At 39.8% G+C, this 16,337-nt stretch carries 12 protein-coding genes; 4 read left to right on the top strand and 8 right to left on the bottom strand.

What is annotated here, in order from left to right:
• Positions 1–125 precede the first annotated feature (125 nt).
• From FK004_RS09365 to FK004_RS09355, 3 genes are read left to right on the top strand one after another with little or no spacing between them, the layout of a single operon-like run.
• Positions 126–1,220 carry a Nif3-like dinuclear metal center hexameric protein gene (locus tag FK004_RS09365; protein ID WP_108738803.1) on the top strand — a complete coding sequence of 365 codons (1,095 nt, stop codon included), beginning with the start codon at positions 126–128 and terminating at the stop codon, positions 1,218–1,220.
• Positions 1,221–1,224: 4 nt separating this feature from the next.
• Positions 1,225–2,004, top strand: coding sequence for a zinc ribbon domain-containing protein (locus FK004_RS09360; RefSeq protein WP_108737030.1), 780 nt, complete (start codon positions 1,225–1,227; stop codon positions 2,002–2,004).
• A gap of 35 nt (positions 2,005–2,039) precedes the next feature.
• Complete coding sequence (locus tag FK004_RS09355) at positions 2,040–2,897, top strand: alpha/beta fold hydrolase (protein ID WP_108737029.1); 858 nt, start codon at positions 2,040–2,042, stop codon at positions 2,895–2,897.
• 76 nt (positions 2,898–2,973) lie between these two features.
• On the opposite strand, the gene FK004_RS09350 is transcribed toward FK004_RS09355, so the two are convergent.
• The 7 genes from FK004_RS09350 to FK004_RS09320 form a co-directional block, all read right to left on the bottom strand.
• Entirely contained in the window at positions 2,974–6,057 is a 3,084-nt protein-coding gene (locus tag FK004_RS09350; RefSeq protein WP_157956065.1) for an Ig-like domain-containing protein, read from the bottom strand.
• Entirely contained in the window at positions 6,009–6,476 is a 468-nt protein-coding gene (locus FK004_RS09345) for a hypothetical protein (protein WP_157956064.1), read from the bottom strand. The genes FK004_RS09350 and FK004_RS09345 overlap by 49 nt, the downstream gene beginning before the upstream one ends.
• 231 nt (positions 6,477–6,707) lie before the next feature.
• Positions 6,708–7,652 (bottom strand): ABC transporter ATP-binding protein, encoded by a 945-nt coding sequence (locus FK004_RS09340; protein WP_108737026.1) that lies wholly within the window; start codon positions 7,650–7,652, stop codon positions 6,708–6,710.
• A gap of 183 nt (positions 7,653–7,835) precedes the next feature.
• Positions 7,836–9,146 carry an ABC1 kinase family protein gene (locus FK004_RS09335; protein WP_108738802.1) on the bottom strand — a complete coding sequence of 437 codons (1,311 nt, stop codon included), beginning with the start codon at positions 9,144–9,146 and terminating at the stop codon, positions 7,836–7,838.
• Between the two features lie 193 nt (positions 9,147–9,339).
• The gene (locus FK004_RS09330) at positions 9,340–10,014 is read right to left on the bottom strand and encodes a TetR family transcriptional regulator C-terminal domain-containing protein (RefSeq protein WP_108737025.1); all 675 of its coding nucleotides are present in this window, start codon (positions 10,012–10,014) and stop codon (positions 9,340–9,342) included.
• A gap of 136 nt (positions 10,015–10,150) precedes the next feature.
• Positions 10,151–10,846 (bottom strand): YiaD family glycine zipper/OmpA-like lipoprotein, encoded by a 696-nt coding sequence (locus tag FK004_RS09325; RefSeq protein WP_108737024.1) that lies wholly within the window; start codon positions 10,844–10,846, stop codon positions 10,151–10,153.
• 34 nt (positions 10,847–10,880) lie between these two features.
• Complete coding sequence (locus FK004_RS09320; RefSeq protein WP_108737023.1) at positions 10,881–11,333, bottom strand: lipocalin family protein; 453 nt, start codon at positions 11,331–11,333, stop codon at positions 10,881–10,883.
• 306 nt (positions 11,334–11,639) lie between these two features.
• Between FK004_RS09320 and htpG the strand changes: the two genes are divergently transcribed.
• Positions 11,640–13,541, top strand: a complete 1,902-nt coding sequence (gene htpG / locus FK004_RS09315; RefSeq protein WP_108737022.1) for a molecular chaperone HtpG — start codon at positions 11,640–11,642, stop codon at positions 13,539–13,541.
• 130 nt (positions 13,542–13,671) lie between these two features.
• On the opposite strand, the gene FK004_RS09310 is transcribed toward htpG, so the two are convergent.
• The gene (locus FK004_RS09310; RefSeq protein ID WP_108737021.1) at positions 13,672–16,251 is read right to left on the bottom strand and encodes a T9SS type A sorting domain-containing protein; all 2,580 of its coding nucleotides are present in this window, start codon (positions 16,249–16,251) and stop codon (positions 13,672–13,674) included.
• Positions 16,252–16,337: the final 86 nt, after the last annotated feature.

Genomic DNA, 16,337 nt, shown 5'->3' with positions numbered 1-16,337 from the left:
CGAAAATATAATATTTATCTTTGAATCTAATTAAAAACGGCAAAAGAATTGTCCGTTTCCAGAATTATGCTTTGCACCTATTCCTGGAATCAATGGGCATTCCTCCACTAATTTACTGCTATATCATGAAAATTAAAGAATTAATCGTTGTCCTTGAAGAAATGGCGCCATTGGCCTATGCAGAAGATTTTGACAATGTGGGGCTATTGACGGGAAATCCGGAAAGTACTGTTACTGGAGTTTTGGTTTGCCATGATGCACTTGAAAGTGTTATTGAGGAAGCTATTGCAAAAAAATGCAATGTTGTAGTTTGCTTCCATCCCATCCTTTTCTCCGGCCTTAAAAAAATAACCGGAAAAAATTATGTCGAACGTTCCGTGATTAAAGCCATCAAAAATGATATTGCAATTTATGCCGTACATACTGCTCTCGATAACCATCAGGAAGGGGTGAATAAGATTTTCTGCAATCATTTAGGCTTAGTAAATACCCGTATCCTTATTCCGAAACAGCATTTTATACGCAAACTGGTTACTTATACCGTACCGGAAAATCAGGAACAACTCCGCACTGCTTTATTTGAAGCCGGCGCTGGGAATATTGGTAACTATGACAATTGTAGTTTTAGCAGTGAAGGAAAAGGTACGTATCGGGGGAATGAGAATAGCAATCCTGAATTTGGGAAACGCGGTGAATTTACAACGGCACTGGAAATAAAAATCGAAGTCACTTTTGAAAAACACGTTGAAAGCAAAATTTTAAAAGCCCTTTTCGCTACTCATTGTTATGAAGAGGTTGCGTATGAAGTATATGACATACAAAATAAACACCAAAATATCGGGCTGGGAATGATTGGAGAATTTGAAACCGCTATGCCAGAGCAGGATTTTCTATTATTTGTACGCGACACCATGCAGGCTCATGGCATACGCCACACCGCTTTTACCGGAAAGCCAATTAAGTCAGTGGCTGTTCTGGGTGGGTCCGGAAGTTTTGCCATTCCAAATGCCATCCAGGCTGGAGCAGATGCTTTTCTCACCGCAGATTTAAAGTACCACCAATTTTATGAAGCCGAAAATCGATTATTATTGGCCGATATTGGACATTTTGAAAGCGAACGCTATACAAAAAATTATATAGTTGAGTATCTTACGAAAAAAATTCTTAATTTTGCCATCATTTTATGTGAAGAGAATACAAATCCAGTTAAGTACTTATAAGAATATGGCGAATATGAAAGAATTGAGTGTGGAAGACAAGTTAAGAGCAATCTATGATTTGCAATTAATTGATACAAGAATTGACGAGATCAGAAATGTAAGAGGTGAATTGCCTCTTGAAGTAGAGGATCTGGAAGATGAAGTTGCTGGTTTAACCACCCGTTCAGAGAAATTAAGCAGCGATTTAGAGCTTATCGAAGAGCAGATCAAATCGAAAAAAACGGCTATTGATGATCACAAGGCGTCTATTAAAAAATATACTGAGCAGCAAAAAAATGTTCGTAACAACAGAGAATTTAATTCTTTAACTAAAGAGGTAGAATTCCAGGAATTGGAAATCCAGCTTGCAGAGAAACAAATCCGCGAGATGAAAGCTTCTATTGATCATAAAAAAGATGTTATTAGCCAGTCCAAAGAAAGATTGGAAGCTAAATCCAATCACCTGAAACATAAAAAATCAGAGTTGGATGCGATTATGTCTGAAACGCAAAAAGAAGAAGAATTCTTAAACGAAAAATCTGCAGAATACCAGGCACTTATTGAAGATCGCCTATTAGCTGCATATACCCGAATCAGAACCAGTGTACGTAATGGATTGGCAGTAGTTTCTATTGAAAGAGGTGCTTCGGCAGGATCTTTCTTTACTATTCCACCACAGACACAAATGGAAATTGCATCGCGCAAAAAGATCATTACTGACGAGCACAGTGGACGAATATTAGTCGACAGCGCCCTGGCAGAAGAAGAAAAAGAAAAAATGGAACAATTATTTTCTAAATTCTAATAACAAAGCCTCCTACTCGGAGGCTTTATTTTTATATGCGAAAGCTGGTTAAAAAAATTATCGTCAAATCAATCGGGCTTTACATCAATCTGCTGAGTTATGTTTTTCCTGAGAAAGCAACCCGCTTAGCCTATCGACTGTTCAGCGAGCCAAGGGAGGGCCGTTTTCGTCCGGAGGAAGTCCCTGAGATGCTCAAGGAAGCTATGGCCGATATGATTACGCACGACGATATGATTTTTCAAACCTACACCTGGAAAGGGAATGACCAGATCATTCTGTTAGTACACGGATGGGAAAGCAATACTTCGCGCTGGGAAAACTTCCTGCCCTACCTCAAAAAATCCGGAAGCACTATTATCGCCCTCGACGCACCAGCCCATGGATTGTCCAGCGGAACCGAATTCAATATTCCAGAATATGCCGAATTTGTGAATATACTGGTCGAGAAATACAAACCCCAGATGATGGTAGGCCACTCCCTTGGCGGAGCAACCTGTCTTTATTTTCTGGAACATTACCAGCATCCTTCTGTTGAAAAAGTTGTGATATTAGGCGCACCAAGTGAACTGCAGACCATACTCAATAATTTCAGGAATATGCTTAGCCTTAACACTAAGGTATTTCGAATGATGGAAAAATACCTATTCCAGCATTTTAAAATCAGAGCAGCGGATTTCTCTGGCAAAAAATTCGCTTCCCGCCTTAAAATCAAAGGCCTTGTCGCACATGATGAAGAAGACACTATTGTCGATTTTGAAGAAGGCAAACAAATTGCAGAAGCCTGGAAATCGGCAATATTCATCAGAACCAAAGGATTGGGGCACAGCCTTCATAATCGTGAATTGTATCAAAAAATCTACAATTTCCTTTTTGACAAAAGTTCAGTTGCCTGATTAAACCTCAGCTACAACATAAAACAAAGCCCTTCCGAAAATACCGAAAGAGCTTTTAATTTTTCAAAATGGACTATTAATAAACAATCTTTTTGGTCACTTTTTTATCCTGATCCGTTACTATAGTCACCAATAAGAGTTGCTCCTGGGGAACAAAATCAAACAATGCTGTTTTATAGGCTCCTATCCCGTTTTTCGTATAAATCAGTTTCCCGGTTACATCATAAATCAATACATTTTTTATGCTATTCTTTCCTGCATCGATATGCAAAGTATTGTTTTGCCTATACATAATAATCGAGTTCAGGTCAATCGCTTTCTCTTCCATGCCCAATAACGCATTATTTGCATATACAATTTCAAAGCGGTCATCAAATGTCCCCGCCTGGGAAGTAAAACTATAAAAAGAGGACTTGAGATTGTGAGTGGTATGCAATAGCTTATCCTTTAAGAATATATCCTGGTCTGTAAATATACCATCCAGCTCCCCAATATTAATGACAAATGTTCCTGCCGTAGTAGTTTTAAATCCTAATGGTACTACATCTGTAATTTCAAAAGGAAGAGCGCGCCCTTGTATCGTTAATTTTGTTTCATTCACTATCGTATACAGGCTCACTATGCCACCTCCAAAAACATCACCATCATAACTTTGGTCAAGTCCATTTGTCGCCCCCTGTACATAACCGATTAATGCCTGGTTAAAGGCCCCGTCCTCATTAGTAAGATTCAGCCAAAATCGGTATTTCTCAGTATAATCTTCTACCGGAGCAGGAATAACATCTCCGTCTGTTGCCATCCTAAAAAATTGACTGTTCTGACTCGAAACACGCATACTATTTTTAAACTTCACAGATTGGTTTGCAAGTCCACGGATAAAAAAAGACTGCCCGGATGCAATATAGCCAGCAGGAGCATTAGTATTACTTCCTGTCGATAATGCTGCTGTAGCAGTTACTGTAGATCCGGTTAAATTATAAGCTGCGTAATCGCTGGAAGAATACCCATATACTGTTGAAGCTCCACTGGGTGGTGTATTGTGTGTCCATAAATATACCGTGCCCGAAATACCACTTATGTTTTCGGAATCGCTCAAAAAACTATTAATAAAAATCGCAGAAGGATAGGGATTCCCAATAAGGTTCCATTTATAATTTGCGGGAACGGCAGAAGATGTTCCCTGTACAGCGACAGCAATTGTCCCATTATTAGGAACTCCAACAAACTGGCCCGAATAAATTGCCGGTGTTGTAACCGAAAAACTTTGCGGCCCTCTAATGATATAACCTACTGCCGGAATCATAACATCTGTACCTCCATTATGCGCGACCCATTGTTGCGCGACAGCATCCCAATTATAATATTTTGTACTTAAAGTCAAGGGAGAAAAACCCACTAAAGTTTGACCAATCACCGGGGAGGACCAATAAGTATAATCCGTACGTTTCATCGGCTGACTGTTCTTTTTGACAATAATATTTCCGGTGTTGCTATTAGCCGTTGTACTCACCTGCACCAAACTCGCAGTATTCTCCAAAGTAAATGTCGCACCTCCGGCAGAATTTACCTTTACTGTATTTTGAATCACCGCATTATTGCCGGCTGGTATCGTGACATTTCCACTTTCCACTGTTAATGAACATCCATTTAGGTTTACTCCCTGACTGTAATTTCCTCTAAAAATAAGTTTCTGCCCCGATGTGGGGGGTATACTCCAGGATGTGCCATTCCATACTGTTCCTACTCCTGTAACACTTGCTGTTGTAGTAAGCTGACAGCCCGTTGCATTGGTCACTGTAGCAGTATACACAGTACCGGTATCCGGATTAGCATATACAGTGGCTGCATTAGCATTAGCCACGTAAGGCACAGTAGCAGCAGCGTCCGTATATAATCCCGCTATCGGAGTCCAGGTAACTGTAGAAGGCAAAGCGTTCCCTGTAATACTGACGTCATCAATTGCCCACCCATAATTGGTACCGCTATTGTAGCGAAAACGAACCTGAAATGCCGGTTGATTAATATAAGCATTAAGATTAATCGTTTCTGTAGTAAATGTTCCGGGAAGCCCCTGATTGGAGCTATATGTTTTTACAGCAACCCATCCGCCCGAAACGGTATAGACTTCTACCACAGCCTGATCGGGAGCTGCAGTACCTTTATAATTAAAATAGTGCCGGAAGGAAAGCGTCAGGCTGCTATAATTATTCGTATTCAACATTGCATTCATCGTTAAGGCACAATTTACTGCAGTGACAGCAGTTGAGGTTATCCCCGCATATTTTGTACCGGAGGAAACTCCCGCTACCCATATCGTAGATGGGCTTGGGTACAATGCCCATACTGCAGTCGCAGGATTTGTAAATGAAAAATTACTCATCTGGACACTCGATAGTTCAAAATTTTCAGAGAACAACGTTTGTAAACCTCCTGAAATATTTCCACTTACGGTAAACGGAGTCGTACCATTACAAAGATCTGCCGTCGCAGAAGGACCAACTGTAATTGCAGACGGCAATGGATTCACAGTTGCTGTTACTACTGTCCTGGCTGATTCACAATTTCCATTATAGGCGGAAACAAAATAAGCTGTAGTACTGCTTATCGAAGGCGTGGTCCAGCTTCCGGTAGCTGTGGTCGCTAAAGGCGTTCCTCCGGAAATATCCGAATACCAGCGGTATCCCGTGACGGGTGCTGCTCCTGCCGCCGAAGCGCCAAGATTTACGGTTCCTGGACCACATATGGAATTGGATGTGGTGGTCACTGTAAAAGCGCAAGGATACCAGGTATATACCTGCCCTATCGCAGGGCGGCTCCCACTAAGCGTTGCTGTTTCTGTAGTGGAACTCGCATTTGGAGCTGTGCCTAAACCATCCAAAGACAAGTAATTGCCACTCGCTCCCCCAATACCGACAGAGGCACTAATTGTTAATAATCCGATATTGACCCCAATATTAACCTGGTTATATACAAAATCAATCCTATTGGAATTTTCATACAATTTAACCTGGAACTCAATATTAGCACCCAATAAGGAAACCGTGCTCCAGCACACTTTTGAGTACTGTATCGTCATCACTTTTCCTGAACCTGTCTGCTGCATCAGATAGGTCACTTTACCCGTGGTGCCCAATAAAGAATAAAAAAAAGCTGATCCCATAAAGGTGCTATAATAGGCCGTACAGTTCCTGTAGCAATATTATTAGCGGGTGTGGCATTTGTAATTGTATTATTAGTTGCAGAAGTCCCCAAAGTCATCCATCCATTACTGGATATATGTACATAACTATAAGATGTCCCATTAAACACAAAATTAAAACCAAGTGGAATACCATTATAAAAGGTGTTCGAAGTATTCAGTACATCGGTACCTGTTATTTCGGTATAAGTTCCTGAACTTGGAATAAAAATATAATTATTGACCTGCGCATGCCCTTTTGCTGAAAAGACGAACAAGCATAGTAAAACATAAAAAAGATGCTGCCTTACACTACTATTCAAAAGATTATAATACCATTCTTCAATGTCTCTAAAAAATCTCTTTTTGAGACATATACTACTGATGTAATGCTGTATCATGGTGCCTGTATTTAAAAACACCATAAATTTACATACATTTTGCGATTAAATTGACTTAATCTATATACATTTTGAGATAATTAGAAAGGTTTTTATTTAAAAAAATCTCTTTATGAGAATTATTAACAGAAAAATATGATTAAAACGCACGCAGAAAAGCTTTCGAGCTTCTAATCCGATAGATCGCGTATTACAATAATAAAATAGAAAGGGATAATTACATTAAAATCTCTAAAAAAGCTGCAAAAAGACTTCTTCGTTAAATTCAAGTCCTACCGGGTGATTAAAGAAAAGTGCTTTCCCCATAAATGCCGATTTTATCAGATAGTAATTGCCTTTAAAATAAGAACGTTTTACTACCACCTTCATATTGGACTCATCTACAACTTTGAGATGTTGCGGATAGACTAACATCATTTCACCCTCTTCAGCAATTGGATTAAAAATGATAGCAGGAATTTCATTTACTTCTCCAAATAAAGAAGCTACATACCGGTTTTCAGGATTTTTATAGACCTGTTCCGGTGTTTTTTGGAGTACAATTTCACCTTTTTTCATCACTACAATTTCATCCGCAAAAGAAAGGGCATCCCCATTATCATGGGTTGCAATAATACAGGCAATATTGTTCGTTTTGAGGTAATCGAATAAATTTCTCCGTAAGGCATTTTTCCTGAAATTATCAATATGGCTAAAAGGCTCATCCAACAATAATATTTCAGGCTTGACAGCCAATACGCGTGCCAATGCGACACGCTGCATCTGTCCTCCGCTCAGGTATTGTGCTTGTGTATTGGCAAACGCAGTCATTTCGACCATATCCAATAAATCAGCCACACGCCTTTTTTTCTCTTCCGGATAAAAGTTGGACAGAAATTTACCTACATTCTCTGCTACTGTAATATACGGCATCAAGTCAAAATCCTGTGCGAGGTATTTCATAAAAGGTGCTCCGGGAACCAAATTGTATTTCGGCCCTAAAACAGGGCTACCTTCCCATAATATCGCACCTTTATCCAAATCATGCAATCCATAAATCAGTTTTAGCAGCGTACTTTTTCCACAGCCACTTTCACCAATCACCGCAAAATTCTGGCCTTTCTTAATCTGGAAACTGAGGTTATTGATAACAGGAATGGAATCGTAAGAAAATGAAATGGAATTAATCTGAAGCATCTGAAAATGGAATTGTAGTATTTCGGGGTTAGTAGGCAGTATTCTGAAAACAAAGGTATTAATTGAAGCCTTACCGCCAACGCAAATACCAATATTTTATGCATTTTTTAGGGCTATCCCAAATTAAAAAAGGTGCATTTCAAAATTAGAAATACACCTTATGGTAGTTATATAGTATCTAAATCACACCATATATTTCCGGAATGTCTGTGTATGTATTTTTGCTTTCAGGTCATGAAGCAGGTTGTACAGTCCAAAGAAAGTCCGGTTTACATATAAAAAATGTTTGGAACCACGATTCCCATTCATTTTTCGCAACTCGGTATCTTTGGTGAGTCGTTCCCCCATTGCTGCGATATTTCCAAAAAATTCATCATCTGAAAAATCGAAATAATCACCATGAAAAGGGCGTGTAAACAAACTCAGCAATTCATGGAACATTTCTGTAAAATAAGCAATTTCCTTAGGTGTATCGTCTGTGCGCAAAATCTCCAGCTCGTACAGCTTACGATTGAAAATTTCAGCATTATCGATAATTGCCGGATTGGCGAGTTCAAAATACGGAACATAAAAATCTTCAGGCACATGTTTGATACAGCCAAAATCAATCGCAATAAGATTGGAATCCGCATCAATTAGGAAATTACCAGGATGAGGATCGGCATGAATCTGCCTTAGGCCGTGCATCTGGAACATATAAAAATCCCATAAGGCCTGCCCAATCCGGTTAGACTTTTCCATATCTGTATTATGAGCTGTAAATTCAGAAAGGTGTTCCCCTTCCATCCAGTCCATTGTAATTATTTTTTCGGAGGACAATTCCGGGTAATATTCCGGAAATCGTAAATTGGCTATTGGCGCACAGGCTTTGGCCATTTCCATTCCTTGTCGCAGTTCCAGCTTATAGTCGGTCTCTTCTAGTAATTTGGCCTCCACTTCCATAAAATACTTTTCAGAATCTTTGCCCTGGAGGTTAAACATTTTTATAGCAAACGGCTTTACTATAGCCAGGTCGGAACTGATACTGTCGGCCACACCGGGATATTGTATTTTTACAGCCAATTTTTTACCGTCTTTTTCCGCTTTATGCACCTGCCCAATACTGGCTGCATTTATGGAATCCGGCGTAAAAGTGTCATAGATTTCCTCAGGATATTTACCAAGGTATTTCCGGAATGTTTTCCGAACCAGCGGCGCCGATAAAGGAGGGACAGAAAATTGGGCTAAGGAGAACTTTTCAACATAGGCTTTCGGCATGATATTTTTTTCCATACTCAGCATTTGTGCCACTTTAAGCGCACTGCCTTTCAGGTTTTTCAGCCCATCATAAATATCTTCTGCATTGCTGTCGTTCAGTTTCTCCCGGGTTAACGAAGGATTGACAATTTTCTCTCCATAATAAGCAATATAATTACCGCCAACTTTTATCCCGGTTTTTACCAACTGCCCGGCACGTTCTATTTTTCCAGTAGGAATTTTATCTAATGTTTTCATGTGTTGTGTTTTTTTGAAAGCAATGTAGAATGAATGGTAATGCGCATTGCAATCATTCAATTGGGGCGTGTCCTCTTTTTAAAAAAAGGAGCCTATTCGGAATGCGTATAAATGCTCCTTTTTTTAAAAGAGGCCGGGCTGTCTGCGCTATTTCGGTAGCCAGCGTCCATCCCTCACGTAAATCCATCCCGGACTAATTTTGCTCTTTCCAGATGAATTTACCCAAATCCAATAAACTTTCCAAAGGTGTAATATCCATGACGTCGAAACCTGCTTTCACTGTTTTCTCAATCATGATATCTGTTTTTTCAAATCCTGCAGACGTATCATCCAGCCAAAATTTTAATATAAAAAGAAACTGAACCCAGGCACCTTCCGCAAATACGGGCTTGGTTATTTTTTGTAATTTCTGCTTTCCTTCGTTTGTAGCATTTTCTTCGGCAATCAACATCCCAATATAATCCCGGAAACGATTACGAAGTTCCCGCAATTGCCTGAGGTTTTTCAATCCCTGTTTATTTTCTTTGAGCGTAAAATAAACATAACTTCTATTGAGGGTCAGGATTTCAAAAAGAGTAAAATACAAGGTTAGCATTTTGTTGCGATTTGAATATCCCGGATAGGAAACATCTTTATGAAGTACTTCTAAGGTATTTTCGAAAAACTTAACCCAAATAGCACTCTGCACACTTTCCAGGGAACTAAAAAAAGAATAAAAATCAACCTCATCGATATGGTGCTGTTTACAGAATGTAAAAACATTCAACGGAGTAGCGTTGCGTTCCAGCACATCATTCATATACCTAGAAATGATAACATTATCATCGATAATCTCTTGTGTTTCCTTTATTTTTTTTGGACTTGCCATACTACTTTAATTTGATTGTCAGGTAAAGGTACAATGTGTATAAAAGAGAATATAGAAACTTCTGTTAAAAATCTTTCAAAAAAAAAGCTACCATTACTGGTAGCTTTTTTTAATCTATTTGAGGTTTTAGAGCAGATTATTTCTGCGCTTCTTTTTTAGCATCATCAACCATTTTCTGGTTTGCAGTAATAGCAAATTCCACACGACGGTTTTGGCTTCTTCCGTCTACACTTTCATTAGAAGCGATAGGATCAGCAATTCCCATACCTTTGATATTGAAACGGGAAGCAGCAATTCCTTTGGCTGCTAAATATGATTTTACAGACTCAGCACGTTGACCTGATAAAGTAAGATTGTATTCTGCTTTACCTGTATTATCAGTATAACCATAGATATCGATGTTAGTATCCGGATATTCTTTGAATACAGGAACTAATTTATCAAGATTTGTTTTAGCAGAAGCTGTAAGAGTAGATTTATTAGTATCAAATCGTACGGCATTTTCGCCTAATACTAATTTAATTCCTTCTCCTACACGTACAACTTCAGCACCTGGAAGTGCTTCATCAATTTTCTGCGCCTGTTTGTCCATTTTGTTCCCGATCAGTCCACCGGCAGTACCACCTACTACACCACCAATAATAGCACCTAAAGCTGTATTGCCACCTTTTCCGATGTTATTTCCCAGGATACCTCCGATTAATGCACCACCAGCAGCACCAATTCCGGCACCTCTTTGCGTATTATTAGTATTTTTCACAGCCTCACAGCTTGTAAATAATGTCCCAAAAGCCATAGCCGAAGCCAAAATATATACTCTTAAATTTTTCATGTTAGTTCTGTATTTAGTTTATGATTGTGTTTTTTTATTGTTTTTGAAAATGGTAAACCACTTCTGTATTTTTACCGCCTACAGCCACATTATCAACCAATTCGAAAGAGGTTTCTGTCTGGTTTCTTAATTTTAGGAAATAGCCCTGAGTAACACGCTTCGCTTTATCGCCTTCGGTAATTTTAAGTGTAAAATCGCCCGCTTTGGTTACTGTCCATACAATAGGGCTTGAGAAAGCCGGGCAACTGCTGTTTGTTAATGTCATGCTCCCTTTGTTATTGTTGGAAATAAAGTTCCAGCTGCTTCCTACAAAACACTGTGAATCGGCAATATCGAATGAAGTTACTTTTATGTATTGGGAATTTGGATATGTCACACTGCCAATAGTCCAATTTCCTTTGATGCCTACCTGAGATTTTGTGTCCAGCGAAGAGCATGATGTCATTATCGTAAGGAGTAAAACTCCCAAAAACAATAGTTTTTTCATAGTAATTTGTATTGATTAGAATAGGTTAAAGTTATGAATTTTAAAACCATACACACAAAAAGAATTAAGAATTTTAACACCATTTTGATAAATAACCGACTATTTAAAAACAAAAGGCGAGATATCTTTCATTGATTTTAAATCTGTTAAAATTAATTTCTACAGGAATTAATTTTTGGTTGCCTAAAAATAAATTTTAACATTTGGATCGAATACTGTTTTCAAAATGTCATTTTGTCACGTTTACAGAATAGGTACATTATTTGACTCCACAAATAAAATTTCAACCCTAAATTCAAAATAATTATGACAACAGGAAAAATTAATGTATCAGTAGAGAACATCTTTCCCTTAATCAAAAAATTCTTATACAGCGATCACGAAATTTTTCTTCGGGAATTAGTTTCAAATGCAACCGATGCAACCCTGAAATTAAAGCACCTGACCAGTATTGGTGAAGCAGTAGTAGAATACGGTAATCCCATCATCGAAGTCAAAATTGACAAAGAAGGCAAGAAACTGCACATCATTGACCAGGGATTAGGAATGACTGCAGAAGAAGTAGAAAAATATATCAATCAGGTTGCCTTTTCCGGTGCGGAAGAATTTTTGGACAAATACAAAGATTCCGCTAAAGACTCGGGAATTATTGGCCATTTCGGCCTTGGATTTTATTCTGCTTTTATGGTCGCTGAAAAAGTAGAAATCATCACTAAATCCTATAAAGACGCACCTGCAGCACACTGGACCTGTGATGGAAGCCCTGAGTTCACCTTAGAGCCATCTGACAAAACTACCCGCGGCACAGAGATTATACTGCACATTGCAGAAGATTCTTTGGAATTCCTCGAAGATGGAAAAATCAGTGAGTTGCTGAACAAATATAATAAATTCATGCCGGTTCCGATTAAATTTGGAACACGCTCAGAAAAAATCGAGCAAAAAGTCGGAGAATTTGTCGCAACAGAAGACAAAGACAATACCTTCACAACCGTTGAAGTTGACAATATCATCAACAATCCAAATCCAGCCTGGACAAAACAGCCAAGCGAATTATCGGACGAAGATTATAAAAGTTTTTACAGGGAGCTGTACCCAATGCAGTTTGAAGAGCCTTTATTCAACATCCACCTGAATGTAGATTATCCGTTCAATCTTACCGGAATTTTATATTTCCCGAAAATGACTGGAGATCTTCAAATCCAAAAAGATAAAATCCAACTGTACCAAAACCAGGTATATGTGACCGATAACGTAGAAGGAATCGTACCGGAATTCCTAACCATGCTAAAAGGGGTAATCGATTCTCCGGACATTCCATTAAATGTATCCCGATCTTACCTGCAGGCAGATGGTGCCGTTAAGAAAATCTCGAATTACATTACCCGTAAAGTCGCTGATAAATTAAAATCATTGTTCTCCGAAAACCGGGAAGATTTTGAACAAAAATGGAATGACATCAAAATCGTACTGGAATACGGTATGCTTTCTGAACCAAAATTCTATGAAAAAGCTGGTGCCTTTACGTTGTATCCTACCATGGACGGCAAGTACTATACTTTGGAAGAACTGAAAGAAAAAACAGCTCCAAACCAAACTGATAAAGATGGCAAACTGGTCTTGTTGTATACTTCCAATAAAGATGCACAACACAGTTATATTGCGGCAGCACAGGATAAAGGATATGAGGTCCTGTTACTGGATTCTCCTATCATTTCACACCTGATCCAGAAACTGGAAGCAGACAATGAAAACCTGACATTTACACGTGTGGATTCAGACCACGTGAACAACCTGATCAAAAAAGACGAAGAAGCCATTTCGAAACTGTCTGATACCGAAAAAGAAAAACTTAAAACAGAATTGGAAAGTGTAATTTCAGATAAAAAATATACCGTTCAGCTTGAAGCTTTGGACAGCCAGTCTGCTCCTTTTGTGATTACACAGCCGGAATTCCTGCGTCGTATGAAAGAAATGAGCCAGTCCGGTGGCGGTGGTATGTTTGGAATGGGTAATATGCCAGAGATGTATAATCTTGTGGTGAATACCAACCATGAATTAGCAACCACGCTATTAAATTCAACCGACAAGTCACACCAGGAAGCGTTAGTAAAACAGGCTTTAGACCTGGCAAAACTTTCTCAAAACCTGCTTAAAGGGGAAGAGCTTACTGCTTTTGTAAAAAGAAGTTTTGACCTGATTAAATAAATTTTCGCTTCGGCGATTTAAACTGCAGGCCTATAGCCTGCAGTTTTTTTATGTCCAATCCGGAATACACTAAAACCCATAAAAAAAGGATGCCCATCGGCATCCTTTCTCGTATACTGTATCCTGCTTTTTATTTCTTGATAATACGAAATGCTTTTTGAGCGCCTGATTCATTTTTAAGAACCACATTATACTGCCCTGCTGCAAGTTCTGAAACATCAATTGTTGTTGTGGTAGCTTTGCCGTACTGTTGTAATACCAACTGCCCGATAGCATTATAAATACGGACATCTTCGATAACTGCTACACTTGAAATGTTCAATACCGTAGTTACAGGATTGGGATATAGATGTACTGTTGCTTCTGAAAAATCTCCCGTTCCTAAAGTTTGTACCGCAGTTACTCCATAAGGAGCACTTTCACAACCCGAAAGACTCTGTGTTACATAATAGGTCACACCATCCTGCAAAGCAGTATTCAGTGCTACCGGAACCAGGTCTGAAGATTCATTCAACAAGTACCATTGCACCGTAGCACCTGCAGTAGTAGTAACTGTAAGTCCGGCAACCGTAGCACCGGGCAGGAACTGCTGTGTAGCTGCTCCCTGTGGTACTGCTACCACGTTGATCGTAACCTGTACCGGCAACAACACACTCTCACAATCACCCAATTGCTGGGATACATAATACGTTCCTGTTGCAAGTGGTGTCGTCAGCGCAAGCACTCCAGTACCAGTAGCAGTAGGATACCAGTTGTAAACAGCACCATCCAGCCCTGTTACACTTAGTTCAGATAAAGTGCCTCCCACGCATACTGTTTGTGCTGTTGCTACTGGAGCAGGTACATTACTCACTATGATCTCAACCGCTACACGGGAACTCTCACAAGTGCCTATCTGTTCTGAAACATAATAAGTACCGGTGCTCAATGCTGTTGTACCACTCAACGCAGTAACATTCGTCGCATCAGCATACCAATTAAATGTAGCGCCTGCAGTTCCGTTAGCGACAAGGCCTGCAACTGTTCCCTGCTGGCAAAAAATCTGAGAAGCAACAATGGGTGTACTTACTGTAGTAACGGTTACTGCCACTGCCGTTCGGGTACTCTCACAAGTCTGTACCTGCTGGGATACATAATAATTACCAGTCGTTATTGCAGCTGTGGTAGCCAAGGCTGTTCCGCCTTCTGCAGCAGCATACCAGCGTAGCGTGGACCCGGTAGTTCCGGTAGCCTGCAAATTTGATACTGTAGCCGGACTACAGAAAGACTGGGCAACTGCTGTAGGTGCAGCTGGAGTAGTACACGGAAGTAGAGCGTAGGTTATCGTTACTTTCCAGGTGCCAGTCACCACTTTATTATAGGTAACATTACAGCCTGACCCACCATAGGTTCTCCAGGCTCTTAACTCAAATGCGACAGCACCAGTTGCCCCGTTCGCAATATTCAGGTTGGAACGGTTGTATTGATAAGTACCACCACTTGATCCTACGCCGGAAGCTAAAGCCCCCTCTGATAATCCCGTAGTAGTACATACTAAAAGAGACCGTTGTTCTGACATATAGCCATCAGATGCCGTTTGCATGGAATAGGTTGTTGCGGTACTAACAATCTGATACCCTGCCGGAACATTCACAGTAAGCACTCCCGGACATGTCGTTGGAGAAGTAATAGTATTTGTAGTTACTTTATCTGTAGAAATATCCGCTCCAGTATAAGTCGTAGTCAATTGTCCTGTCGTGAAGGTAATCGGTTTCCAGATCCCTTTATCGGTAGCACTGCAATTGGAACGTACCCAGAAATAATACAATTGACCAGTAGCCAATTCTGAAAAGGTCACTGTATTGACGGTAACATTTCCGGTAGGTACCGTCGTTGTCGTAGGAGCCGTTGCCGATTGCGCATAATAATAATCATAACCGGCAGCGGGTGCTGTAGTAGGTCCGGTCCATGAAACCGTAGCCCCTGTAGCGGTAGTAGTGGCTACCAAGGCTGTAGGAGATGGACAGGTAGGTATTATTTCAGCACTTGCACCAAATATGTTCACCACGCCTTCTGCTGTAGAAGTTTTGGTCAATGTTACTCCGGTCAGGAGTTTACTTTGATTTGCCGCTAACACATTTACAGTCATTTGATAAATCCTTGGATTTCCTGACGGATTATCAACCACATTGTTCGCACGGTTCACACGTCCAATTCCTGAAATTGCTACTGGCAATGTTGTAGAATTATACCAGTCAGGCACGGTGGAAGCCGTAATAGCCTGTGTGGTATTATCGGAAAAGTTTAATGTTCCGGTCACAGTGGCATTCCCACTTCCCGAAGTAACCATGAGGTAGAGTTTAGAAACGTTGAGCTGATTGCTGAACGTTAGGGTTCCCCCCTCGTTCTGCGCCACAAAACGCAGGGAATTATTACCCGAATAAGGTCCCATTTGAAATTGGACTGCTGCATTGGCTGCACTTGTAAATAAGCCACTAACCGGTAAACCATTAGGAGTTACAGCCGTGGTTCCTGTTGACTGAAAATCCGCGGTAATGTAAGCAAAATTGGCATTATCAACCCCAATAGTAGTTGATACAGCAGAAGAACCGATTCCATTAGCAATAACATCGGCATTATACCCCGAAGCAATCTGCAGTACAGTGTATTCCTGGGCATAAGCCCCTGTAGATAATAATGTTAAAAAAAAATAGTGTAATAGTCTTTTCATACATAAAAAATTAGGGTTAATAAGGTGTTTGCGAAGTGCAGATCCATTTTTCCAGTTATGAATTTGATAAGCATATCATACTAAAA

Source organism: Flavobacterium kingsejongi, from assembly GCF_003076475.1.
GTDB classification, from domain to species: Bacteria; Bacteroidota; Bacteroidia; order Flavobacteriales; family Flavobacteriaceae; genus Flavobacterium; species Flavobacterium kingsejongi.
Note: the sequence above shows the minus strand (reverse complement) of the source record. Positions and strands in the feature narration are given on the sequence as shown.

Excerpts from the sequence above, each read along its gene's own strand:
- FK004_RS09365 (WP_108738803.1), top strand. The coding sequence starts at position 126 with ATGAAAATTAAAGAATTAATCGTTGTCCTTGAAGAAATGGCGCCATTG.
- FK004_RS09360 (WP_108737030.1), top strand. The coding sequence starts at position 1,225 with ATGGCGAATATGAAAGAATTGAGTGTGGAAGACAAGTTAAGAGCAATC.
- FK004_RS09355 (WP_108737029.1), top strand. The coding sequence starts at position 2,040 with ATGCGAAAGCTGGTTAAAAAAATTATCGTCAAATCAATCGGGCTTTAC.
- FK004_RS09350 (WP_157956065.1), bottom strand. The coding sequence starts at position 6,057 with ATGGGATCAGCTTTTTTTTATTCTTTATTGGGCACCACGGGTAAAGTG.
- FK004_RS09345 (WP_157956064.1), bottom strand. The coding sequence starts at position 6,476 with ATGATACAGCATTACATCAGTAGTATATGTCTCAAAAAGAGATTTTTT.
- FK004_RS09340 (WP_108737026.1), bottom strand. The coding sequence starts at position 7,652 with ATGCTTCAGATTAATTCCATTTCATTTTCTTACGATTCCATTCCTGTT.
- FK004_RS09335 (WP_108738802.1), bottom strand. The coding sequence starts at position 9,146 with ATGAAAACATTAGATAAAATTCCTACTGGAAAAATAGAACGTGCCGGG.
- FK004_RS09330 (WP_108737025.1), bottom strand. The coding sequence starts at position 10,014 with ATGGCAAGTCCAAAAAAAATAAAGGAAACACAAGAGATTATCGATGAT.
- FK004_RS09325 (WP_108737024.1), bottom strand. The coding sequence starts at position 10,846 with ATGAAAAATTTAAGAGTATATATTTTGGCTTCGGCTATGGCTTTTGGG.
- FK004_RS09320 (WP_108737023.1), bottom strand. The coding sequence starts at position 11,333 with ATGAAAAAACTATTGTTTTTGGGAGTTTTACTCCTTACGATAATGACA.
- htpG (WP_108737022.1), top strand. The coding sequence starts at position 11,640 with ATGACAACAGGAAAAATTAATGTATCAGTAGAGAACATCTTTCCCTTA.
- FK004_RS09310 (WP_108737021.1), bottom strand. The coding sequence starts at position 16,251 with ATGAAAAGACTATTACACTATTTTTTTTTAACATTATTATCTACAGGG.